The organism is Pseudomonas sp. HD6515 (assembly GCF_024971855.1).
Taxonomy (GTDB): Bacteria; Pseudomonadota; Gammaproteobacteria; order Pseudomonadales; family Pseudomonadaceae; genus Aquipseudomonas; species Aquipseudomonas alloputida.
The window spans coordinates 2,893,666-2,916,142 of the sequence record NZ_CP079827.1 but is presented as its reverse complement, the minus strand read 5'-3'; the positions used below and the strand labels follow the sequence as shown (position 1 = coordinate 2,916,142).

The window sequence follows — 22,477 nt, the reverse complement described above, 5'->3', positions numbered from 1 at the left end:
TCCTGCGTCGGCATGGGATGTTCAGCTTTTTTTGCCGTCAGCCGGTTTCTTCTGCCGGCGCATGAGCAAAACCTGGGCAACGATCGTCAGCGTGATCGTGGTGATGAAAACGATCGTGCCTATCGCATTGATGGTCGGGCTGACCTGCCCTTGCAAAGTATTGAGGATGCGTACCGGGACTGTCTCGTTAAGGCCCGAAACGAACCAGGCCACCGCGAACTCGTCGAACGACACGGCCATGGTCACGAACAGTGCGGCGAAAATGCTCGGGGCGGTGAACGGCAGGATCACGTAGCGCATGGCCTGCCATTGGCTGGCGCTCAGGTTCCAGGCGGCGGCCTCCAGTTGCGGGGCCATCTGCGCCAGGCGCATGCGAATCACCGCCATGGCGAATGGTGAGCACATGACGATGTGGCAGATCATGACGGCATACAGCTCGCCGGACAGGCCGATTCGCGACAAGAACGCGAGCATCGCCAGGCCCAGAATCACCACCGGAATGGTAGGAGGCAGCAGTGCCAATGCCATGTACACCGACTTGCCAAAAAAGTGATAACGAAAGTCGGTATAGGCGGCAGTGAAGCCCAGCAGCGTGGAAACCAGCGATACCACCACACCGACGACCAGGCTGTTGTTGAAGGCTTGCCAGACTTGCGGGTCGGCGGCAATCGCTTCGTACCAGCGCAAACTGAAGCCACCCAGGGGCAAGGATGGGAAGCGGTCGACGTTGAAGGAAAACACGAAGCTGCCAATGATAGGCGTGAGGATGAACAAGAACACCAGGACGACGAAGCTGCGCAGCATGAAGTTGATGACACGATGTTCGTTCATGCGCGCCTCCTGTAGGCGTGGCGAACCATCAGGAACGCCGTGGCCAGCAAGGTCACGATCATCGTCGTGGCAATAACCGCCGCGCGTGGCCATTGCTGCCCCGATTTGGTCGTGTCGGTAATCAGGGTGCTCAAGGTTGGTGGTTGGCCGCCCCCTAGATAGAGCGGGCTGACAAAGTCACCGAAGGTCATGATGAAACAGAACAGTGCGGCGATGACGATGCCGACCCGCGCCGATGGAATCACTACCCCAAATACCGTGCGCAGACGGCCCGCGCGCAAGTTGTGGGCAGCTTCGATCAGCGTGCGGTCGATGTACATGAGGCTGAACAACTGCAGCAACACTACCAGCGGCAGGCACAGGGTGAAGTAACCCACATAGCTACCAAAACTGGTATTGAGCAAGGGCAACGGCCCAATCCCCAGCAACGCCAGGGCGCTATTGAGCAGCCCCTGGTCACTGAGAAAGACTTGCCAGGAATAGGTGCGCACCAGGTAACTGGTAAAAAATGGCGTGATCAACAACAGCACCAACCATTGCCGGGTCGATTCGCGGAACTTGAAGGCAATTGTATAGGCGCACGGAAAGGCTACGGCACTGATCAGCACACTGGCCCCCGCCGCCATCGCCCAGGTGTGCAAGTAGGCATCCCAGAAGTACTCGCGGCTGAACAGGTACTTCCAGTTCAGCCACTCGAACGCAGGGACCATGCGAAAGTTGCGCACCAGCCAAAAACTGATGGTCAGCAGAAACAGCAAGGGCGCTACAAAAAACAGTAGCTGCCAGACCAGTATCGGCAGCGACAGGATCAGCCCATACCCCGGTAAGCGCCAGGTGCGCTTGCCGAACTGCCCACGCGTGCGTGCAGGCTCCTCACTGGCGGGCAGTGGGGGCGATAGCTTGTTCGAAATCATTACGCCGCTCCTGTGTAGGCGCCATCAAGCGCCCTTGTACTGCGACCAGAAGTCGTTCCAGTCCTCCAGGCTCTGCTGCACGGGGAGCGCGCGATACTGAATACGCCCCTCGCGGATGTCGTCCATGACATTGCGCTGGCCCAGTACCATGCCTTGGCGTCTGGCTTCGGCAAGGTCGGTCTTGTTCAGCAACTCCCAGCCGCGCTTATTGGGAATCAGCGCCGGGTAAGCCTCCATCTTCGCCGACTTCACCTGGCCTTCAGGGGAGGTGATGTATTGAATGAACTTCTTCGCAAGTTCCGGGCTGTGGGCTTTCTTGGCGATGCAATAAGACTCGGTCCATTGCAGGCCGCCCTCCTCGGGTATCACTGTTTTTACCGGTGCCCCGGCACGCTGCAAGACCCCGGTAATCCAGTCGCCAATGCCACACATCGCGTGGATCTGGCCGTTTTTCAGGGAGGAGAAGGTACCGCCATAATCGAAGAACCCGGCCACTTGTCCGCGTAGGCTCATGGTTTTGTCCTGGAGCCTCTTCCAGTGCGCCGCGTCGATGTCGTAGGGCAGCCTGTTGCCATTGAGCAAACTGATCTGGCCCAGGTTTGGCAGGTGCCAGTCGAAGTGGCCGACCTTGCCCTTGAGGCTATCGTCCCAGAACACCTGGTAGCTTTTCGCCTTGGACTCCGGCAGCAACTGGGTATTGAAGGCGATACCGAGAAAGCCGAAGCGGACCATGACCGAATACAGTTCATCGCCCTGCCAGTGCCCTGGAAAGTGCTGAAACTCTGGGTAGAAGTCATCGAAGGGATAATCGGCAAGGTCCAGTCGCTCGATATAGTCGGCGGCGTTGAGTTGTTGCACATACTCGGCATCCGACAGGATCAGGTCGAAGGTGCCCGGTGGTGACTGCGAAATGAGCCCCAGCATGTTATCGCCGCCGGTGTAGTACTTGGCCCGCACCTTGACCCCATGCTCGCGCTCGAAATCCGCGACGATGTCGGGCGCGGCGTGGCCTGCCCACGCCAGTATCACCAGTTCTTTTTCGGCTGCGCCAAAGGTTCTGTTCGGAAGTACCCCGGAGAGCGCCGCCACACCGGCCAAAATGCTGCTGTTCTTGATGAATGTACGGCGTGAAAAATCGGCGCGACGCGTCATGGAGATACCCTCGGTAATCAAAAGTGCCTTGGCCCAGCCGCGCTTTCGCCCCGCTTCCCCAAGGTTTTCACCGCCTGTGTGATTACCGATTGCAGCAGATTGCCATCAGGGCAAGTTGTGTTTTTCCGACCTGTAATTTGTCAAATTCGCCCCCTGCCCCACCCGACCCACCTGGATCGCAGGTCCGTCAGCATTTGTCAAATTCAGGTCGGGAACTGACAAGTGAATGTCGTTGTGATCTGATCAAATCGTTGCATGTACTGGCTCGCTGCAAACGGACTACTTCAACGAATACAAGAATAAAGAGAGATAACCGATGAACGAAAGCGTAGTGGTTGGCGAACTCACCTGGCCTGAGTACGCACAGAAGGTAGCTTCCGGCAGCACGATTTTCTTGCCGGTGGGCGCCTTGGAGCAGCACGGTCATCACATGTGCATGGAGGTGGATGTGCTATTGCCTACCGCCCTGTGCAAGGCAGTAGCGCGAGAAGTCGACGGCTTGGTGTTACCCGCCTTGGCCTATGGCTACAAGTCACAGCAGAAGTCGGGAGGTGGCAACCACTTTCCCGGCACCACCAGCCTGGATGGCGCAACACTGACCCATACCATCCAGGACATCATCCGCGAACTCGCCCGGCATGGGGCGCGCAAGCTGGTCTTGATGAATGGCCATTATGAAAACTCGATGTTCATCGTCGAAGGCATCGACCTGGCGCTGCGCGAACTGCGTTATGGCGGTATCACCGATTTCAAGGTGGTCGTTCTGTCCTACTGGGATTTCGTCAACGCGCCGGCGGTCATCGAAGAGCTCTACCCCGAAGGTTTCCTCGGCTGGGACATCGAACACGGTGGCGTTTTCGAAACGTCACTGATGCTGGCCCTGCACCCTGAAAAGGTCGACCTGAGCCGCGCCGTCGACCACCCTCCGGCAAAATTCCCACCTTACGATGTCTTCCCCATCATCCCTGAACGCACCCCCGCCTGCGGAACGCTTTCCTCGCCTAAGGGCGCCAACCGAGAAAAAGGCGAGTTGATTCTGCGAGTTTGCGTAGAGGGCATTAGCAGCGCTGTGCGGGAGGCCTTCGACCTGCAGAAATAACACCGATCTCCAGCCCAGAGCAGCACCGCCGTTCGCAGTTCACCCTCCTTCAAGAATAAAAAGGGTAATTAGCATGTCCAGCAACTCAACTCTGGCCCCCGGCCTCAAGCAGCGCCACGTCACCATGTTGTCAATCGCCGGCGCTATTGGCGCCGGCCTCTTCATCGGCTCGGGGCATGCCATTGCTGCAGCCGGTCCTGCGGCAATTCTCGCGTACATCATGTCTGGCACACTGGTCGTTCTGGTCATGCGCATGCTCGGAGAAATGGCGGTGGCCTCGCCAGATACCGGGTCATTCTCCACCTACGCCGAGCGCGCAATGGGACGTACAGCAGGCTTTACCATTGGCTGGCTGTACTGGTGGTTCTGGGTGCTGGTCATTCCAATCGAAGCCATTGCAGCAGCGGCCATTCTGCATGCCTGGTTCCCTGCGATAGAAACCTGGGAATTCGCACTGGTGGTTACCGGTTTGCTGACCGTAACTAACCTGTTCAGTGTGGCGCGCTACGGTGAATTCGAGTTTTGGTTTGCGATGCTCAAGGTTATCGCGGTGCTAGGGTTCATTGCTCTGGGTGCATTGGCACTGACAGGCGCGCTGCCCGATATTTCAGTTAGCGGCGTGGTCAACCTGAGTCATGAGTTTGGTGGTTTCATGCCCAACGGCATGACCGCTGTCATCGGTGCCATGCTCACCACCGTGTTCAGTTTCATGGGTACTGAAATTGTCACCATTGCCGCCGCCGAGTCGAAAAACCCCTCCAAGCAAATCACCCGTGCCACCAATTCCGTGGTGTGGCGAATGGGGATCTTCTACATCGTCTCGGTGTTCCTGATCATCTCCATCGTGCCCTGGAACGACCCCATGCTAGTACAGGTCGGCTCCTATCAACGGGCCCTTGAGCTGATGAACATCCCGCACGCCAAGATGATCGTCGATATCGTCGTGCTGATTGCCGTTGCCAGTTGCCTCAATTCGGCCATCTACACCGCATCGCGCATGGTCTATTCGCTGAGCAAGCGCGGCGACGGTCCTCGCGTTCTGCAGCGCACCTCAGCGACGGGCGTGCCAGTGATTGCAGTGCTAGCCAGCACCGCAGTGGGCTTCTTGACCACAGCACTCAATTACTTCGCTCCCGACGAGGTGTTTTCCTTCCTGCTGGCAAGTTCGGGGGCGGTAGCGCTTCTAGTCTATCTGGCAATCGCTGTTTCGCAATTGGTTCTGCGTAATCGGATGGATAGCCAAGGTACTGCGCTGGACTTCAAGATGTGGCTGTTCCCCTGGCTCAGCTACCTGGTCATCTTCTCCATCATCAGTATCTTGACGATGATGCTGGTGATGCCAGGGCATCGCATGGAAGTGGTGGCAACTGGTGCGCTGGCGCTGTCCATCGTCTGCGTGAGCGCCATTTTCTCGTCTAAAAAGAGCACTTCGGCCACCGTGGCGAGCAAGCCTGCCTGACCAGGCCGAGTCGTTACCCACCCTGTGAAGGTGTTGCTTTCGCAGGGTTTTTGCTTTTCACCGGGGCGCCTCCCAATGCTTAGGCACTGCGTGTACTATCACTCTGACAAATGCATCAACCTAAACACAATGAATTGCCGATTTACGGCAACCAGACGCAGAGCACGTCATTTTTTTGCATTCAAGGAGTCGTATTGATGGGTACGTTAAAATCCTCGCCGTTGGCACCGGCATACCCTGTCAATGATGCCCCGCCGCTGAAAGTCGTCGGTTTCCTGATCATTCCCAATTTCACCACCATTGGCTTCGCCTCGGCGGTGGAAACCTTGCGCATGGCCAACCTGGCAGCACGCAAAACCATGTTCCAGACCCTGATCATTGCAGCCGACATGGAGCCAGTGAGTGCCAGTAACGGCATGCGCATCCTGCCCGATTTCAGTATCAAGGATGCCCCAAAGCTGGACATGCTGTTCGTGGTGGGGCCAAACCCGATAGTCTCCGACCACAATACCCGCCCCATCCTCAACTGGCTTCGCAAGTTGGCACATGACCAGGTGCCATTGGGCGGTATTTGCACAGGCAGCCATTTGCTAGCACGCGCCAATCTGCTCACTGGTTATCGGTGTACCATCCACTGGGAAGATATCGAGGCGCTAAAAGAGCGATTTCCCGGCATTATCATTTCCAACCAACTGTTTGAGCTTGACCGTGACCGTTTCACGAGCTCCGGCGGCGTGGCGTCCATGGACATGATCCTACAACTGATTGCCCGAGAACCTGGCGGGCGGGACATTGCCAGTCATGCGGCTGAACTGCTGTTATGTGATCGAGTACGTGGATCGCAAGAGCGCCAGCGCGTGCCTTTGCGGCAAAAGCTCGGCACCTCTCAGCCCAAACTCAGTCAGATTGTTACAATCATGGAAGCCAACCTTGAAGACCCGATGACCTTGGAAGAGCTTGCAGAACTGAATGAGATCTCGGTTCGGCAAATGGAGCGTTTGTTCCACAAGCATCTTCAAAACACACCGAGTCAGTATTACTTGGAACTACGCCTGACACGGGCTAGGCAACTATTGCTACACAGTGAATCCCAAGTGCGTGATATCGCCCTCGCCTGTGGTTTCATTTCGCCAGCACACTTCTCAAAGTGCTACAGTCGTTTCTTTGGTGTCTCACCAATCGGCGAGCGGAAAAAGGTAGTCTCTTCACTTCACTGAACAACCCTGTCGTTAGTTTTCGTGGCGCGGTCCAGGATTTCCTCGCCATGCTCCCCTCAGCTGGCCCGCAATGTGAGGGCATCCAAGTGAATGTGCGCTCCACGAGGGCGCCACCACAATTCTGCAGGGGAATCTCGGTCATTCCGCACAGTTTTGGACCATCACTTGGATCTGGCTAGATGTCATGCCATTCAGGACGAAGCGGACTACGCTTGCTACGCAGGCGCGCATTGATGATGTTCATGTCATTATTCCTTACCTCGGGCGATAGACATGTGCCATACCATAATAGCGATCGAAGCATTCATACGAAAAAGTGGATCGTCCAAGGATTTTCCACTCAGTTGTTCGATGCGCTGGATACGTTGATTGATGGTGTTACGGTGAAGTCCCAGGCGCTGGGCAGCCTTGAGCCCGTTGCCATTTTCCTTGAGCAAAGCGTCGAGGGTATGCACGAGTACTTTAGGGTGTTTACGGCCGGGCACGAACAACGGGCCGAGTGTCTTTTCGACGAAGTCGTCGATGAGCGTGCGGTCGACTACCCCCTGCAGCAAACCCAACACGCCCAACTCGTTGAAATCGCAGTATCCGCTCTCCGGGCGCAGTTTCTGCGCCACATTCAGCGCCTGGCGCGCTTCGTTGAGCAGTCGGCGGTAATGACCACAATCTTCAGCAACGCTCGACAGGCCCATGTACATATCCAACTCCCCTGCCACTCCGATCAGTTGCCGACGCAACGTGGTCAAGGCTGCCGGCAGGTCATCGGCATCCGCCAGCAGTAGCACGAAGAGGTCGCCCGGCATCTCTACCATCACCGTTCCCGGGCGGCTGCGACCCCAGGCTTCAAGTTGGTCTTCCATGGACTGGCGAGTGGCTTGCCACAGCTGCTCGCCTTGGGCCAAGCCTTGGCGCTCAAACAGCGTCTCGATACCTGACAAGCGCAGCACGACCAGTCGCCGTGGAATATCAAGCATCAGTTGCAGATGCGCAGCCCGCTGTCGGGCAATGGCCAGACTCGGGTAATCTCCGGTCAGCAACTGGCCGAGAATGTGGTTACGTGAGCGCCGCACTTGAGTCATATGCATCAGGGCCGTATCGATCAGGTGGGTCACAAACACCAACTTCAGCGGAGAGGGCTGCTCGATCAGCGACAATCCCAACTGTTCAGCACGAGCGATCACTGCAGACGGGATGCACTGGGGAAACGGGCCTCCAGTAAGAACCACCATCCCGGCAATACCCAACACAGCACCAGTCTCGACCAAAGTGAGTAACTTGCGTTCGTCACATAGGTAATTGATTTCCGAAATAAATACTAGTTCGCCGCCCATTTTACACGCGGTGATACCCTCATTTCCCGCCACGTAGGACCAGCATACTCGCCGTTGCAAGTAAAGCTCGCCTGCGCGGACCCTCATGTCTTCCAAGCCGGGCAGGTTCAGGACCTCACTCAGAGTCAAGCTCATGGCTCGACACCCGCCAGGCTCTGCATCTGACGCCCTCTAACTGGCTCGCACATGAGAATGTCGGGCTGTACCATGGCGTCACTGCTCGCCGAAGATATCAACTTTAGAAATTGAAGGAACATGCCAGTACTGCTCCTACGCCATGACCGAAAAGCGCATGCGGTTAAGTCTCAGCAAGCTCATCGACGACCATGCCGGGGACTTGTAATAGAGATGCTACCTGAAATCGTTCATGATCACTCCCTCGAACGGCGAGATGACTGCGATCAACAGCCCCAAGTATCGAGATGCCCTCCCGTACATTCCATCTACTCTCACGACTTTGGAGATAATCCCATCAAGCTTCATGCACTCGACGACCACGCGGACGTATGACCAAATTTCCGGTGGAGTGATGCTCACCCCCTATCCAAACGTTGCAGCTTAGTGCTCGCTTTCTCTACAATCTTTTAGCAACATTTACGTGACCAACCGAGCGGCCTCGCCCTGCTGGTGCTCAACACTGCCCGGTATCAAACGGCATCACTGACCGTGCCCGTCGCCGCACGCCGCTACACCTTGCAAGCGACCAACGCTGACCGACAAAACGGTGACGTTCAATGGCAGACTCCTCAAGCTCGGCACCAACGATGAAATGCCGACAATGGACTTTGTGCCGACCAAAACCGGCAAACTGGCCATTGAGCCGGCAAACGATAATTTCCTGAGCCTGCCATCTGCTGGAAATGAGACCTGCAATGGGCCTGCCCCGTGACAACGGACGCATTAGCATGTATTCGAGCATTGAATAGTTGGTGATTAGCAGTTCGGGGCAGCGCACCTGCATTTCTTCCCGCGTCTACGGAGCCGACGAGGACTTTCGTGAACAGCGCGAATGTGAGCGCCCGCTGAACGTCTATGGCTATTCGAAGTTCCTGTTCGATGCAACAGGTGCGCCGGCAGTTCTGTTGGCAGTAGCCGCGCCCAACCATTCAATGATGTGGCCCTGGCTGTGATCAATCGGTTGCGCGGGCAGCAAGGCCAACCCTCGTTGTCACTTGATATGGCCTTGCTGGAAGGCATTCTGGAGTACAGCGAATTTCCTGAACATTTGCGTGGCAAGTACCAGTGTTACACCTGCGCCGACCTGGAGCGCTTGCGCGCTGCCGGTTACACGGCACCTACAATGGTAGTCGAGCAAGGCGTGGCCCGCTACTGCGACTGGTTGCAAGGTCTTCAAAGACCGCCGCCTGCTCCAGTCAAGCAGGCAGCGTGATCGTGCTCAACGGCTACTTGAAACAGTATTCGTAGAGGCAAGTCTGGAACCCGTACTTGAGGTCGAACTTGCCATCGAGCACGTTGTTTTCCTTCGCGTACTGGTCCCACGCCACGAGCATTTCCTTCAGCTTGCCCGGCTCGGCCTGGGCCAGGTCGCGGCTTTCGGTCGGGTCGCTCTTGAGGTCGTACAGCTGCCACTGGGCGGTGCCGTAAGGTGGATTGACCAAGGTGATTTTCCAATGGCCCTTGCGCAGCGCCTTGCGGCCGAACAGTTCCCAGCCGATCTGACGCTGGGCCATGGCCCGACCTTCAAGCAATGGGCGCATGCTCTTGCCGCTGATGGCTTGCACCGGGCGACCTTGGAATGTCTTGCCCAGCGCCGGCACCCCCGCCAGGTCCAGCAAGGTTGGCATCAGGTCCATCACATGGACCATGTCGTTGTTGAGCGTGCCTTGCAGGTGGGCCTTCTTCAGCATTTTCGCGCTGATGATGGCTGGCGCGCGAATGCCGCCCTCGTTGGTGAACCCCTTGAACAGCGGATACGGCGTGGAGCTGACCTGGGCCCATTGTGCGCCATAGTCGGCATACGAGCCTTTGTGCCCGATGTTTTTCAGGCTGTTGTCGAAGTCCTTGGCCAGCCACTCCTTGTTGCCAGGCAGGTCGATCGGGCTATTGCCATCGGCACCGTTGTCAGAGATGAACACGATGAAGGTGTTGTCCAGCTTGCCGTTTTTCTCCAGGTACGTGAGCAGTCGGCCAATGTGGTAGTCCATGTTGGACACCATCGCCGCATAGATCTCCATGTTGCGCGCCTCACGCTGGCGCTGTTCATCGCTCAACTGGCCCCAGCTCGGCAGGCCCTTGGCCATGGGTGTGTTGGGCGTTGTGTTGGCCGCGACAATACCCAGCTGCTTCTGGCGCTCCAGGCGGGCCTGGCGGATCGAGTCGTAGCCGGCGTCATAACGGTGCTTGTACTTGTCCAGCCAAGCGTCTGGCGCATGCAGCGGCCAATGTGGCGCGGTGTAGGACAGTACGGCCATGAACGGCTTGTTGCTAGCTTTGTCGGCTTCGATGTAGTCGATTAGCCGATCGGTGTAGAACTCGCTGGAATAGAAGCCCTTGGGCACTTCCACCTGCTTGCCGTCTTCGCGGTAGATCGCCTTGGGGTCTTGGGCAATGATGGCGTGCTGGTCGTCGAAGTGGCTGGCACCGCCTTGCACCAGAATGAACGAGCGGTCGAAGCCGCGCGCCTTGGGGCTGGTCTCTTCGGTGCGACCCAGGTGCCATTTGCCGGTGGTGTAGGTGTTGTAACCTGCATCCTGAAGCACCTGGCCTACCGTAACCATGCGCTCGTTCAAATACCCTTCGTAGCCAGGCTGGCCTTTCTGGAACGGTTGCAGCAGCTCGCCCATGTTGCCCAGGCCCGCCACATGGCTGTCGGCGCCAGAGAACATCATTGCGCGGGTCGGCGAGCACGTGGGCGCCGTGTGGAAGTTGCTCAGGCGCACACCATCGCGCGCAAGTGAGTCAATGTTCGGGGTGCTGATTTCGCCACCAAAACTGCCCAGGTCGCTGTAGCCCAGGTCATCGGCGACGATGATCAGAAAGTTCGGGCGTTCATCTGCGGCCATGGCCGTGTGGCTGCATATGGCAACCATCAGAGCAAGCAGGCGTGTCTTAAACGAGCTCATGAAGCGTGTCCTCGGTTGTTATTATTGGTGTGCTTGCAAGTATGCGGATGGCCCGCCGCTCGCCGATAACGCTTCAGCGCAAGCGCTTATGCATCCGCGTGATTATTTGCCCCGAGGGCTAGGGCAGTGCCCGCTCGACGTTCATCATCCCCTTTATTTTCCGGGGGCGCGCACCCACTGGCAGGCAAGAGGTGGGGCACATGAAGCAAGCTCGTTGGCACGCAGCGAATGTCACCCGGGGGATGGCCCTGCTATGGCTGTGCGCATGGGCCGGCGGGCTGCTTGCCGCCCCGTCTCAACCGCCACAGCGCAAGCTGGACGACGGCTACGTCGACCCAGGCCAATGCCAGGCCTGCCATGCTTCACAGGCGCAACAGTGGTCCCAGTCACATCACAGCTGGTCGATGCGCAAGCCGACCGCGGACAATGTGCGGGGCGACTTCGCCGATCAGGCCTTTACGGACGCCGCCGGCGTAGAGGTGAGTTTCAGCACGCGCAATGGCACGTTTTACGTCAATGCCGAAAACGAACAGGGCCGACGCCAGGACTTCGCCGTGGCCTACACCTTCGGCGTTTATCCCCTGCAGCAATACCTGATCGAACGCCCTGGTGGTCGCTTGCAATCGTTGACCGTTGCCTGGGACAACCGCGCCAAGGCCGACGGTGGGCAGCGCTGGTTTTCGCTCTACCCCGGCCAGCGCTTCACCCCGGACGACGCCCTGCACTGGACCGGCCGCTCGCAGAATTGGAACGGCATGTGTGCCCAGTGCCACTCGGGCAACCTGAAAAAAGGCTACGACGCCAGCCAGGACAGCTTCGCCAGTACCTGGAGCGAGCTGTCGGTGGGTTGTCAGAGTTGCCATGGGCCGGGCGCTCAGCATCTGGCATGGGCCAAGTTGCCGACGGCGCAGCGCCAGCTCGCCAACAATGCCGGCGCACGCGGTTTGCAGGTGGACTTCGGGGCGCGAGCCAAGGGTTACGAAGTCGACCAGTGCGCCCGCTGTCACGCACAACAGGAAACCCTTGGTGTTGGCAGCCAGCCGGGTAAATCTCTGGTGGATAGTGCCTACCCTACCTTGTTGACCCCTGGCGCCTATCATGCCGATGGCCAGCAACAGGCTGAGGTGTTCGAGTATGGCTCCTTCGTGCAGAGCAAGATGTACGCCGCCGGCGTGACCTGCAGCGACTGCCACAACCCGCACACCGGCGAGTTGCCCGCCCAGGGCAATCAGTTGTGCGCCAGCTGCCACAACCCGCAGGGCAACCCGCGGTTCCCCACGCTGAAGAAGAAGGACTACGACAGCCACAGCCATCACTTTCATGAGCCTGGTAGCCCCGGCGCGCAATGCACCAACTGCCATGCGCCCGAACAGAACTACATGGTGATCGACGCACGCCGCGACCATAGCTTCCGCCTGCCAAGGCCCGACCTGACGCCGATCACCGGCGCGCCCAACGCCTGCACGCAATGCCACAAAGAGCGCTCGGCACAATGGGCCGCAAACGAGATCAGCCAGCGCTTCGGCCCGCTGCGTAGCGAGCATTATGGCCCGGTGATGCAAGGCGCCCGAGCGCACGATCCGCAAGCAATTGCCCTGGCCGCAAAGTTGGTCACCGACGCGACACGCCCGGCGATCGTCCGGGCTTCTGCCGCCGACGTCCTGAGCGGCGTCGAGGGGCCTGCGCTGGATTCGCTTGCCCTCGGGCTTGCCGATCAAGATCCACTGGTGCGCAGCAGCGTGGTGCGCGCCATGGCCAATGCCGACGATGCGCAACGCCTGCAACACTTGCCTGCCCTGCTTGATGACCCGGCACTGGCGGTACGCGATCAGGCGGCTCGCGCCTTGGCCGACCTGCAGGCGCAACTGCCGACCGCCCAACGTGACCGGCTCGGTCACCTGCTCCAGGACCACTTTGCGCGGCTCAGCGCCAACGCCGACTTGCCGGGCACGCGATTCAACCTGGCCAGCCTGCTGGCACGTCAAGGCAATGAGGCACAGGCACTGGATCAATATCACCAAGTCCTGCGCCAAGATCCGGACTTCACGCCCGCGCGCGCGGCACTTGCCAGGTTGCTGCTGACTCGCGGGCAATCCGACCAGGCCCTTGAAACACTACAGGCCGGCTTGCAACGCGGCGAGCAGCGCGCCGGCTTCAGCGAGCTGGCCTATGCCATGGGGCTGCTCCAGGCCGAGCGCCAGCAGCCCGAGCAGGCCATCGAGTGGCTGGAGAAAGCCCTGCCCGGCCAGCCGCTGAACCTGCGCCTGTATTACAACCTCGGCTTGCTGCGCAGCCAGCTCGGCCAACCTGAACAGGCGCGACGCGTGGTAGTGGCCGGGCTTGCTCACGCAGCGCAAGATAGGGATCTTTTGTATGCAGGCGCCTATCTGGATGCGCGGGCAGGCAACTGGGCCTCTGCATTCGCGTTCTTGCAGCGACTGTTGATGCTACAACCGCAGCACCCCGAGGCGCGTCGCCTGCTGGCTTATGTACAGCAGCAACAGCAGCGTACGCGCACCATGGGCGCGAATCGATGACCAGCGAAGCCGCGGCCAAGACTGAATACCACTGGATCAAACCAGACAGACAACAAATAAAGGTTACGGTGATGAATACGCCCCTTTACAGCGGCCTGCCCACTGCTGGCGACGCCCGCTCGGCCATTCCCTTTGCAGCCGAGCCCTTGCTGCGCTCGCGCAATGTCGAAGACGCCGAAGCCCTGCTCAACAACCACCTGGAGGAACGGCGGATTCGCCTCGGCGGGCGAGGCACGCTGGATATCGACTTCACCTTGCAGACCTTGCCGCAAATGAAGCTGTTCGGCGCGTGGTGGGGGCGCGAGGTTCGCGTGAGCTCAAGCCCGTTGAGCTGTTGGCATGGCATCCTGCCTTTGCACGGCGCGATCAGCAACCACCTCCAGGGCTTGCAGGCGAACGCGGGTGAGCTATTGGTGTTCAGCCCCGGGCAGGAAGTGGACGTCACCTGGCACGAAGGGACCAAGGCCATCGTCATTGCCTTGGATGCGGCCTTGCTGCTCAACCACCTGGAACGTCACCATCAGGTTCACCATGCCCAGAGCCCGACGCAGGCGTTGTTGTTCCAGGGTAATAACCCGGCCATGCGCAGCCTGGGCAACCTGCTGCGCATGGTCGACAGCGAAAGCGGCAACACCGCTGGCTTGCTAGCAACGCCCTTTGGCCAGTCCCACGTGCAGCACCTGTTTTGCGAAAACCTGCTGCACCTGCTGCCCAGCCTGTACAGCGAACCACCACGGCGCCTGTTGCCGGGCACCGTGAAACGGGTGGTCGATTTCATCCACGCCAATCTCGAACAGCCGCTTTGCATCACCCAACTGGTGACTGTCAGCGGCACCAGCCGACGCAGCCTGGAACAGGCGTTTCGCAACGGTTTGGGGACCAGCCCGCAACGCTACATCCAGCATTGCCGGCTACTGGCGATGCGCAAAGTGTTACTGGAGCACCAACCGGGTGAAGTACAGTTGTCGGCGCTGGCCTTCAAGTGGGGGTTTGCGCAACCCAGCCACTTTACCGCCGCCTACAAGCAAGCGTTTGGCGAGCTGCCCTCGCAAACGCTGGCCAGGTCAGATTGATGGGAAGGCCGCTGCAGGCGCAGCGGCCAGCTCGGCCAAGGCCTACCAGAATTTCCAGGTGTAGGTCGTGATCAAACGGTTCTCATCGTAGTCATTGCCATGCTTGAACTGCGCGTGGATGTTGCGCCACTCCACGGCCACGCCCTTGAGCGGGCCGCTCTGCACCACATAACTCAGAAACAGATCGCGCTCGTTTTCGGCGGTTTGGCTCAGGTCCCCACCGCGATCGATGCCCGTGCCGCGCAGGTAACGGGTGGTCAGGTTGAGGCCGGGTATGCCCATGGCCACGAAGTCATAGTCGTAACGCGCCTGCCATGAGCTTTCGTTGGGCCTGATGAAGGCCACGGCCGACCAATTGACCAGATACGGTTGCGGCACGAAGCCGTTCAACGTCGGGAACGCACTCTCGCCGAGCATGCGTTGATAGCCCACACCAAAGGCGTGGCCGGCTTTTCTCAAGGTGGTCATGGCGCCATAGGAGCGGTTATCGATCTTGCCGTACAGCGCGTCACCGTCTTCGTTGTGGTTGAAGTAACGCAGGTCGGTCTTCAGGCCGTAGCCTGCGCCCAGCTCGGTGTTCAGCGTCAGGCCCAGATAATGCTGCTGGTAGATACCCTCCAGCTGTCCATAAAAGTAGCTGGCAGCAAGGTTGGGGCTGAAGGCGTAGGTGGCGCCGGCGAAGTTCAGGCCATCGCTGGTATGACGGGGGCCGTTGGGGCGGGTGAACAGGTACAGCTTTTCACGGTTGGAGGATTCACGGGTGCTGATCCCGGTGAATCGCCCACCGGTCAGGGTGAGGTTGTCGATCTCGTTGGACTTGACCGTGAAACCATTGAAGGTCGTCACCAGTTGCCGGGAATCGTCCTGGAAGGCCACCGGCAAGGTCGGCCGATGCTCGCCGACCCTCAGCTCGGTCTTGGAATAGCGCACCTTGCCGGTCAGTGCCGCCCGGCCATATTCCCGGGCTTGCTCCCGTGAGCTCTGGCTGTAGGGCAAGACACTGTCAGGGCCACGACCTGAGCCGCCGTCCAGGCGATAGGCGTATTGCGCGGCGGCATCGACACCGAACGAGAGCGGGCCCTGGGTATAACCGGATGTGAAACGCAGATCCAGGCCCTGGCTCCAGCTGCCATCGCGAGAGGTTCTCGGGTTTTCGCCCTTGAAATCACGGTCTACGTAGAAGTTGCGCAGACCCAGGTTCAACTGGCTGTCTTCGACAAAGTCGGCTTGCGCGGCCAGGGGCATCATCACCCCGATCAGACCCACCGCCCTTAGATGTTTTCCAGCAGCGTACGCTGCGCGCGGCACAGTTGCGTGTTGACCGTTCATGGATGCCTCTAAACATTTTTATTGTTGTAGAGGTCCAGTATCCGCAGTCCGCTTACAAGCCGTTATCGCCTGCGCGTAACGACTAACTGCGCAGCGCAGAAAATCCGCCTTAATCCGCCGCTAGCTGCCCTTGAGCCGATAACTGACTTGCGCGCGGCTCATGCCCAGCATCTGTGCCGCCAGGGTGATGTTGCCGCCCGAGCGCTCCATGGCCAGATGCACCAGTTGCAGCTCGATATCTGCCAACGGTGTACTGAGCACCTTCTGGCTCCCGGCGACGAACGCCAGCAGCCCCTCCAATACCGGCTCTCGAATGTGCGCTGTGGGCTCGATTACCTGCCTGGCCGGCTCGTCACGGCGCTGCCCCCCGGACAAGCGCCCCTCAGGTGTCAGGCCAATCGCCGTGGCCATCAAGGGCGCGCCGATCTCGGCCAAGTGCACCAGGTCGATGACTTCGCCCTCACCGGCACTGATCACGCCCCGCTCGATCAGGTTCTGAAGTTCACGGATGTTCCCTGGGAACCGATACGTGAGCAGCGCGTTGACCAGCCGGGTGCTAAAGCCCGCAAGCCGACGCCCATGGCGCTGGCTGAAATGACGCAGGAAATAGCTCATCAGCAGCGGGATATCTTCACGGCGCTCCCGTAACGGTGGCAGGTGGATGGGAAACACGTTCAAGCGATAGAACAAATCCTCACGAAAACGCCCGGCCTCGACTTCGCGGCGCAGGTCCAGGTTGGTGGCGGCAATGACCCGCACATCGACCCGGATCGGCGCCGTGCCGCCTACCCGCTCGATTTCACCTTCCTGCAGGGCGCGCAGAATCTTGCTCTGGGCACTCAGGCTCAAGGTCGCGATTTCATCGAGAAACAACGTGCCACCATTGGCCCGCTCGAAACGCCCGGCACGCGAGCGGTCGGCACCAGTGTAGGCACCCCGTTCGACACCGAACAGCTCTGCTTCCACCAGGTTCTCCGGCAAGGTCGCGCAGTTGAGCGCCACCAACGGCCGCTGCTGGCGTGTGCTGGCTTGGTACAACGAGCGGGCGAACAGCTCCTTGCCAACGCCCGATTCCCCGGTCAGCAGCACGGTTGCCTGGGTCGAGGCCACGCGCTGCAGCATCTGCGTGGCGAGCACGAAAGCCGCCGAGATGCCCACCATTGGCTTGCCGTCGATAGGCGCCTCCAGCTCGGCTACCTCCGTGGCGCTACCTGAAGCATAAGTACTGCGGCTAAGGAAGTCGTCCGGCATCAGGTAGGCCAGATCGACGTCGATGTCGTCCCACTGATCGGCCGGCTTGCCTACAATCCGGCACGCCGGGTGCCCCATCGAGCGGCACTCCTGCTCACGGAACACGACCAGGCGACCGAGCAGTGACGAGGCATAGCCACTGGCATAGCCGATCTCCATCCAGCAGGCCGGTTCACCACCCAAGCCATAGGCCGCAATGTGCTCATCGTCTTCGAGCGAGTTGTGCCAAAGGAACTCGGAGTAGAAGTGGCCGACACCTGAATCGATTTCAAAGCGCACCACTTCGACATTGACCATCCCTTCAAGCATGTGCAGGCGCGGCCCTGCACTGTAGAGGCTGGCGTCATCACCCTCTGGCCATTGCGCGCTGACCTGGGCCGCGTCCCGCGCACCGGCCTGCCAGCCGATGCGCGTCAACAGGCCTCGCGCCTTATCGAACCCGAGCGCCTCGATCAGTTCGCGGCGCATGGCGCCGAACGCGGCGCCTTGCAGCAGCATCATGCGCTGGCCGCACATCCAGACGCTGCCTTCCTGCGGGGAAAATGCCACCGTCTCCGCCAACTGTTCTGCCGATGGCAGGCCACTGGCGCCAAACTGGCTGGCGCGGTCGACGATCAGGCGCTTCTGCTTGCCAAGCATCTGCTTGAAGAATTCTTCGTCGGCAGGACGACCGGGCTGGGTGGGTTTGGTAGGCGTCATGAGCAATCAGCAACGAACAAGTGAGTAGCTTGTGAGTATGCCGAGCCCTCGCGCCGGGTCAATGCGCGAGCGGTCGGCGTAAGCGCGTAGGCACTCGATCTGTCCGATAGCCGCACACCTTCTGTCTTTCTACAGGCTGACTTCGTCGATTTTTCTGCATGAATTTATGCAGGCTTCGTCGAAAATCATACAGTAACGACCGCTTGTCAGCGCCAGCTTTATCCCTCATCCCATTGAATTCATTGATGAATATATCTTTTCGAAGCATTGGCACGGTTGTTGTTATGCAGCGCAGGTGCACTTGATAAAAAAAATAGAGGTGACCTCCCTATGACGCTTTCCCACTCCCCTGCCTATCAAAACCTGCACTTGCAGCCCCTTGCCGGTGAATGGCGAGCCGGCAGCGCCGATCAATCGCTGGAGGTGTTCGACCCCTTCACGCAGAAGCGATTGCTGCAAATCACCCTGGCCAACCGCGAAGACCTCGATGCCGCCTACCGCAGGGCCCGCGAATGCCAGCTCGAGTGGGCGGCCAAAGGCCCCGCCGAGCGCAGCCAGGTCTTGCTCAATGCCGTGAAGATCTTTGACGACCGCCGTGAAGAAATTATCGACTGGATCATCAGCGAGTCAGGCAGCACGCGGATCAAGGCGCAAATCGAATGGGGCGCCGCACGCGCCATCACCCTCGAGTCGGCCAGCCTGCCAAGCCGCGTGCACGGGCGCATCATGGCGTCCAATGTGCCCGGCAAGGAAAGCCGCGTCTACCGGGTTCCCCTGGGCGTGATTGGCGTGATCAGCCCCTGGAACTTCCCCCTGCACCTGACCGCACGCTCCCTGGCACCTGCCCTGGCGTTAGGCAACGCCGTGGTGGTCAAGCCGGCCAGCGATACCCCGGTCACCGGCGGCCTGCTGCTTGCGCGAATCTTCGAGGAAGCCGGATTGCCGCCGGGTGTGCTCAGCGTGGTGGTGGGGGCCGGCGCGCAGATCGGAGACGCTTTCGTCGAGCATCCGGTGCCCGCGTTCATTTCCTTCACCGGCTCGACCCAAGTCGGGCGCAACATCGGCCGCATCGCCAGCGGCGGCGAGCACCTCAAGCACGTGGCGCTGGAGCTGGGCGGCAACAGCCCGTTCGTGGTCCTGGCTGATGCCGACGTCGAGCAGGCCGTCAATGCTGCCGTGGTGGGCAAGTTCCTGCACCAGGGGCAAATCTGCATGGCGATCAACCGCATCATCGTCGAGCAACCGTTGCTGGAGGCCTTCACCCAGCGCTTTGTCGAGCGGGTCAAGGCCCTGCCTTACGGCGACCCGAGCAACGCCAGCACGGTCATCGGGCCGGTGATCAACAGCAAGCAACTGGCGGGCCTGCAACAGAAGATCGTCACTGCCCACGCCGAAGGCGCCACCTTGCTGGTGGGTGGCGAGGCTCAAGGCAATGTGCTGCCGCCTCACGTCTTCGGCAACGTTACCGCCGACATGGACATCGCCCGTGAAGAAATCTTTGGCCCCCTGGTCGGCATTCAGGCTGCACGTGATGCCGAGCATGCCCTAACGCTTGCGAACAACAGCGAATACGGGCTCTCCAGCGCCGTCTTCACCTCCAGCCTGGAGCGCGGTGTGCAGTTCGCCCAACGCATCCACGCCGGCATGACCCACGTCAACGACATCCCGGTCAATGACGAACCCAACGCGCCATTCGGCGGCGAGAAGAACTCAGGTTTGGGGCGTTTCAATGGCGACTGGGCCATCGACGAATTCACCACCGACCACTGGATCACCCTGCAACACGTGCCCAGAGCGTACCCGTTCTGACCCGGCCCTTTGCCCATCCCACCTACAACAAGAATGGAGTACGAAATGTCTTCACTTCGCGACGGCTCCGTGATGAAACGGACATTGGCCGCCTGCTTCGCCCTGCCCTTGCTCGTGCTTGCCAATAACGCCGCTGCCGATGGCGATGGTGTTTGGAAAGGCGGCGAAAATGTCTACGCCAAGGTGTGTGGCCACTGCCACGAACACCAGGTCGGGCCGCAAATCACCGGCCGCCAGCTGCCGCCGGGGTACATCACTGCGATCGTGCGCAATGGTTTTCGCGCCATGCCCGCCTTCCCTGCCTCGTTCATCGACGACAACGCGCTGCAACAGGTTGCCGAGTACATCTCCACAGCATCCGCGCCTGCGCCCAACCCAGCCGGAGGCAAGCCATGAACGTCGAACGCCGATTCGTGCTCAAAGGCATGGCATTGTCCAGCCTTGCCGGTATTGCCATGAGCAGCGCAGGCATCAGCGCGGCCAACAGTGCCCTGGGCACACAACCACAACCGGCGCGTCCAACCCTGGTACTGGTCAGCAGCGCCGCCGCGCAGGCGGCTTTCCTCCAGGGCGTCAACGCAAGCCCCGCCGGCGAGCAGGTCAAGGTCCGGCGTACCGACCTCAGCCTGGACTTCATCCTTGGCTTTGAAAAACGCCTGCGTATCGCCACACCGCAACGCATCATCGGCCTGGTCGACGATGCCAGTGCCGCACTGATCGTCGACCTCGCGCGCAGCGCCGGTGCGCACGTGCAGTGGCTTGGCCAGCACCACGCCGCAGCCCACGCTTCACACCACCGCCTGCTCAGCGGCGAAACGGCCAGTGGCTGCGCCCCGCAACTCGGCCTGAGCCTGAACGCCTGCGGCGCAGGTTTCAGCCTTACCGAGCATCGCCTGCGCGGCCAGCAGCCCCCCCTGCGCGCGTCGGCTGCCGGCCGTGACAAAGGCGCCTCGGACCAATGGGCGGCCACACTCGGCTACGCCCTCGCCACCCTGGGCACCACGCACATCGGGCAAGCGCCTGTGGTCGACAACCGGTCGGCGGCGCTGACCGGTCATTTCGTTTCGTTTTCGATCGAGGCTTGAAGGAGCTGTAAGACATGACTGAGCAAAACACAACCACCCTGCTCCCGCGCGGCGTCGACCTCGCCAACTTCGATCAGGCCATTGCCAAGTTCCGGGCCCTGCTGGGCGATGAAAACGTCCTGATCAAGGACGATCAGCTGATCCCTTACACCAAGATCATGATGGCCGTGGACACCGCTGAGCACACCCCGTCCGCCGCCGTCACCGCCACCACCGTCGAGCAGGTGCAAGGCGTGGTAAAGATCTGCAACGAACACAAGATCCCGGTGTGGACCATCTCCACCGGGCGCAACTTCGGTTATGGCTCGGCGGCCCCAAGCCAGCGCGGCCAGGTCATTCTCGACCTGAAGAAGATGAACAAGATCCTCCATGTTGACCCGGAACTGTGCACGGCCCTGGTCGAGCCGGGCGTGACCTACCAGCAGTTGTACGACTATCTGCAGGAACACAAACTGCCGCTGATGCTGTCGTTCTCCGCACCGTCGGCCATCGCCGGGCCGCTGGGCAACACCATGGATCGCGGCGTGGGCTACACGCCCTACGGCGAGCACTTCCTGATGCAGTGCGGCATGGAAGTCGTGCTGGCCAATGGCGACGTGTACCGCACCGGCATGGGCGGAGTGAAAGGCGACAATGCCTGGCAGGTGTTCAAGTGGGGTTACGGCCCGACCCTAGACGGCATGTTCACCCAGGCCAACTATGGCATCTGTACCAAGATGGGCTTTTGGCTGATGCCCAAGCCTCCCGTGTTCCAGCCGTTCGAGATCAAGTTCGACAACGCCTCGGATATCGCCGAGATCGTCGAATTCATCCGCCCGCTGCGGATCGCCCAGGTCATTCCCAACTCGGTTGTCATCGCCGGTGTGCTTTGGGAGGCCGCCACCTGCAATACCCGGCGCGCCGACTACACCAACGAGCCGGGGGCGACGTCCGACGCTATCCTCAAACAGATCCAGAAAGACAAGAACCTCGGCGCCTGGAACGTCTATGCCGCGCTGTACGGTACCCAGGAACAGGTCGACGTCAACTGGAAGATCGTTACCGACGCCCTGAAGAAACTGGGCAAAGGCCGCATCTTCACCCAGCAGGAGGCCGGTGACACCCAGCCGTTCAAGTACCGTGCGCAGTTGATGTCCGGGGTGCCCAACCTGCAGGAATTCGGCCTGTACAACTGGCGTGGCGGCGGTGGCTCGATGTGGTTCGCGCCGGTGAGCCAGGCCCGAGGCAGCGAGTGCGACAAGCAGCAGGCACTGGCCAAGAAAACCCTCAACAAGCATGGGCTGGACTATGTCGGCGAGTTCATCGTCGGCTGGCGCGACATGCACCACGTCATCGATGTGCTGTACGACCGCAGCAACCCGGAAGAAACCCAGCGCGCCAATGCCTGCTTCGCCGAACTGCTAAATGTGTTCGAGCAGGAAGGCTACGCCGTCTACCGCGTCAACACGGCCTTCCAGGATCGCGTCGCGAACAGCTACGGCCCGGTCAAGCGCAAGCTCGAGCACACCCTCAAGCGTGCGTTGGACCCCAACAACATCCTCTCGCCAGGCAAGTCGGGCATCGACCTCGCCAACCCATTCTGAATGTTCTTGAAGCCCCGCCATACCT

17 protein-coding genes and 1 pseudogene are annotated in these 22,477 nt (G+C 60.0%); 11 read left to right on the top strand and 7 right to left on the bottom strand.

The features are described 5' to 3' along the window. Positions 1-21: 21 nt before the first annotated feature. From KW568_RS13535 to KW568_RS13525, 3 genes are read right to left on the bottom strand one after another with little or no spacing between them, the layout of a single operon-like run. Positions 22-831 carry an ABC transporter permease gene (locus KW568_RS13535; protein WP_016488022.1) on the bottom strand — a complete coding sequence of 270 codons (810 nt, stop codon included), beginning with the start codon at positions 829-831 and terminating at the stop codon, positions 22-24. Then, complete coding sequence (locus KW568_RS13530) at positions 828-1,745, bottom strand: ABC transporter permease (protein ID WP_024717429.1); 918 nt, start codon at positions 1,743-1,745, stop codon at positions 828-830. Before KW568_RS13530 ends, KW568_RS13535 begins: the two co-directional genes overlap by 4 nt. A gap of 24 nt (positions 1,746-1,769) precedes the next feature. Further along, positions 1,770-2,897: a spermidine/putrescine ABC transporter substrate-binding protein gene (locus tag KW568_RS13525; RefSeq protein WP_016488024.1), complete on the bottom strand. Its 1,128-nt coding sequence runs from the start codon at positions 2,895-2,897 to the stop codon at positions 1,770-1,772. A gap of 316 nt (positions 2,898-3,213) precedes the next feature. Here KW568_RS13525 and KW568_RS13520 point away from each other — a divergent pair, with 316 nt between their 5' ends. From KW568_RS13520 to KW568_RS13510, 3 genes are all read left to right on the top strand, one after another. After that, positions 3,214-3,996 carry a creatininase gene (locus KW568_RS13520; protein WP_016488025.1) on the top strand — a complete coding sequence of 261 codons (783 nt, stop codon included), beginning with the start codon at positions 3,214-3,216 and terminating at the stop codon, positions 3,994-3,996. Between the two features lie 73 nt (positions 3,997-4,069). Then, on the top strand, positions 4,070-5,455 hold the full coding sequence (gene gabP, locus KW568_RS13515) for a GABA permease (RefSeq protein ID WP_016488026.1): 1,386 nt from the start codon (positions 4,070-4,072) through the stop codon (positions 5,453-5,455). Positions 5,456-5,652: 197 nt separating this feature from the next. Further along, positions 5,653-6,672 carry a GlxA family transcriptional regulator gene (locus KW568_RS13510; protein ID WP_016488027.1) on the top strand — a complete coding sequence of 340 codons (1,020 nt, stop codon included), beginning with the start codon at positions 5,653-5,655 and terminating at the stop codon, positions 6,670-6,672. A gap of 248 nt (positions 6,673-6,920) precedes the next feature. Here the strand turns inward: KW568_RS13510 and KW568_RS13505 are convergent, their stop codons facing one another. Next, positions 6,921-8,138 (bottom strand): PucR family transcriptional regulator, encoded by a 1,218-nt coding sequence (locus tag KW568_RS13505; RefSeq protein WP_016488028.1) that lies wholly within the window; start codon positions 8,136-8,138, stop codon positions 6,921-6,923. A gap of 589 nt (positions 8,139-8,727) precedes the next feature. On the opposite strand from KW568_RS13505, the gene KW568_RS13500 reads away from it, so the two are divergent. Both KW568_RS13500 and KW568_RS13495 read left to right on the top strand, forming a co-directional pair. Beyond that, positions 8,728-8,892, top strand: a complete 165-nt coding sequence (locus tag KW568_RS13500; protein ID WP_155500257.1) for a hypothetical protein — start codon at positions 8,728-8,730, stop codon at positions 8,890-8,892. A 73-nt stretch (positions 8,893-8,965) separates the two neighbouring features. Continuing rightward, positions 8,966-9,393: pseudogene (locus KW568_RS13495) on the top strand (hypothetical protein); the annotation flags it as partial. A gap of 13 nt (positions 9,394-9,406) precedes the next feature. On the opposite strand, the gene KW568_RS13490 reads toward KW568_RS13495, so the two are convergent. Then, positions 9,407-11,086 (bottom strand): arylsulfatase, encoded by a 1,680-nt coding sequence (locus tag KW568_RS13490; RefSeq protein WP_016488032.1) that lies wholly within the window; start codon positions 11,084-11,086, stop codon positions 9,407-9,409. Positions 11,087-11,286: 200 nt separating this feature from the next. Between KW568_RS13490 and KW568_RS13485 the strand changes: the two genes are divergently transcribed. Continuing rightward, a complete protein-coding gene (locus KW568_RS13485; protein ID WP_024717426.1) occupies positions 11,287-13,623 on the top strand; it encodes a tetratricopeptide repeat protein in 2,337 nt (778 codons plus the stop codon). Between the two features lie 71 nt (positions 13,624-13,694). After that, a complete protein-coding gene (locus tag KW568_RS13480; RefSeq protein WP_016488034.1) occupies positions 13,695-14,696 on the top strand; it encodes an AraC family transcriptional regulator in 1,002 nt (333 codons plus the stop codon). Between the two features lie 42 nt (positions 14,697-14,738). Here KW568_RS13480 and KW568_RS13475 read toward each other — a convergent pair whose 3' ends face one another. Both KW568_RS13475 and KW568_RS13470 read right to left on the bottom strand, forming a co-directional pair. Further along, the gene (locus KW568_RS13475) at positions 14,739-15,944 is read right to left on the bottom strand and encodes an OprD family porin (RefSeq protein WP_016488035.1); all 1,206 of its coding nucleotides are present in this window, start codon (positions 15,942-15,944) and stop codon (positions 14,739-14,741) included. Between the two features lie 201 nt (positions 15,945-16,145). Next, on the bottom strand, positions 16,146-17,975 hold the full coding sequence (locus KW568_RS13470) for a sigma-54-dependent Fis family transcriptional regulator (protein WP_054888283.1): 1,830 nt from the start codon (positions 17,973-17,975) through the stop codon (positions 16,146-16,148). Positions 17,976-18,305: 330 nt separating this feature from the next. On the opposite strand from KW568_RS13470, the gene pchA reads away from it, so the two are divergent. From pchA to KW568_RS13450, 4 genes are read left to right on the top strand one after another with little or no spacing between them, the layout of a single operon-like run. Further along, positions 18,306-19,784: a 4-hydroxybenzaldehyde dehydrogenase gene (gene pchA / locus KW568_RS13465; protein ID WP_016488037.1), complete on the top strand. Its 1,479-nt coding sequence runs from the start codon at positions 18,306-18,308 to the stop codon at positions 19,782-19,784. 45 nt (positions 19,785-19,829) lie between these two features. Further along, positions 19,830-20,180: a cytochrome c gene (locus tag KW568_RS13460; RefSeq protein WP_016488038.1), complete on the top strand. Its 351-nt coding sequence runs from the start codon at positions 19,830-19,832 to the stop codon at positions 20,178-20,180. Continuing rightward, entirely contained in the window at positions 20,177-20,869 is a 693-nt protein-coding gene (locus tag KW568_RS13455) for a hypothetical protein (protein ID WP_016488039.1), read from the top strand. The genes KW568_RS13460 and KW568_RS13455 overlap by 4 nt, the downstream gene beginning before the upstream one ends. A 14-nt stretch (positions 20,870-20,883) precedes the next feature. Next, a complete protein-coding gene (locus KW568_RS13450) occupies positions 20,884-22,452 on the top strand; it encodes an FAD-binding oxidoreductase (protein WP_054888282.1) in 1,569 nt (522 codons plus the stop codon). The last annotated feature ends 25 nt before the right edge of the window (positions 22,453-22,477 follow it).

Coding starts and splice junctions, on each gene's coding strand:
- KW568_RS13535 (WP_016488022.1), bottom strand. CDS start 831: ATGAACGAACATCGTGTCATCAACTTCATGCTGCGCAGCTTCGTCGTC.
- KW568_RS13530 (WP_024717429.1), bottom strand. CDS start 1,745: ATGATTTCGAACAAGCTATCGCCCCCACTGCCCGCCAGTGAGGAGCCT.
- KW568_RS13525 (WP_016488024.1), bottom strand. CDS start 2,897: ATGACGCGTCGCGCCGATTTTTCACGCCGTACATTCATCAAGAACAGC.
- KW568_RS13520 (WP_016488025.1), top strand. CDS start 3,214: ATGAACGAAAGCGTAGTGGTTGGCGAACTCACCTGGCCTGAGTACGCA.
- gabP (WP_016488026.1), top strand. CDS start 4,070: ATGTCCAGCAACTCAACTCTGGCCCCCGGCCTCAAGCAGCGCCACGTC.
- KW568_RS13510 (WP_016488027.1), top strand. CDS start 5,653: ATGGGTACGTTAAAATCCTCGCCGTTGGCACCGGCATACCCTGTCAAT.
- KW568_RS13505 (WP_016488028.1), bottom strand. CDS start 8,138: ATGAGCTTGACTCTGAGTGAGGTCCTGAACCTGCCCGGCTTGGAAGAC.
- KW568_RS13490 (WP_016488032.1), bottom strand. CDS start 11,086: ATGAGCTCGTTTAAGACACGCCTGCTTGCTCTGATGGTTGCCATATGC.
- KW568_RS13485 (WP_024717426.1), top strand. CDS start 11,287: ATGAAGCAAGCTCGTTGGCACGCAGCGAATGTCACCCGGGGGATGGCC.
- KW568_RS13480 (WP_016488034.1), top strand. CDS start 13,695: ATGAATACGCCCCTTTACAGCGGCCTGCCCACTGCTGGCGACGCCCGC.
- KW568_RS13475 (WP_016488035.1), bottom strand. CDS start 15,944: ATGATGCCCCTGGCCGCGCAAGCCGACTTTGTCGAAGACAGCCAGTTG.
- KW568_RS13470 (WP_054888283.1), bottom strand. CDS start 17,975: ATGACGCCTACCAAACCCACCCAGCCCGGTCGTCCTGCCGACGAAGAA.
- pchA (WP_016488037.1), top strand. CDS start 18,306: ATGACGCTTTCCCACTCCCCTGCCTATCAAAACCTGCACTTGCAGCCC.
- KW568_RS13460 (WP_016488038.1), top strand. CDS start 19,830: ATGTCTTCACTTCGCGACGGCTCCGTGATGAAACGGACATTGGCCGCC.
- KW568_RS13455 (WP_016488039.1), top strand. CDS start 20,177: ATGAACGTCGAACGCCGATTCGTGCTCAAAGGCATGGCATTGTCCAGC.
- KW568_RS13450 (WP_054888282.1), top strand. CDS start 20,884: ATGACTGAGCAAAACACAACCACCCTGCTCCCGCGCGGCGTCGACCTC.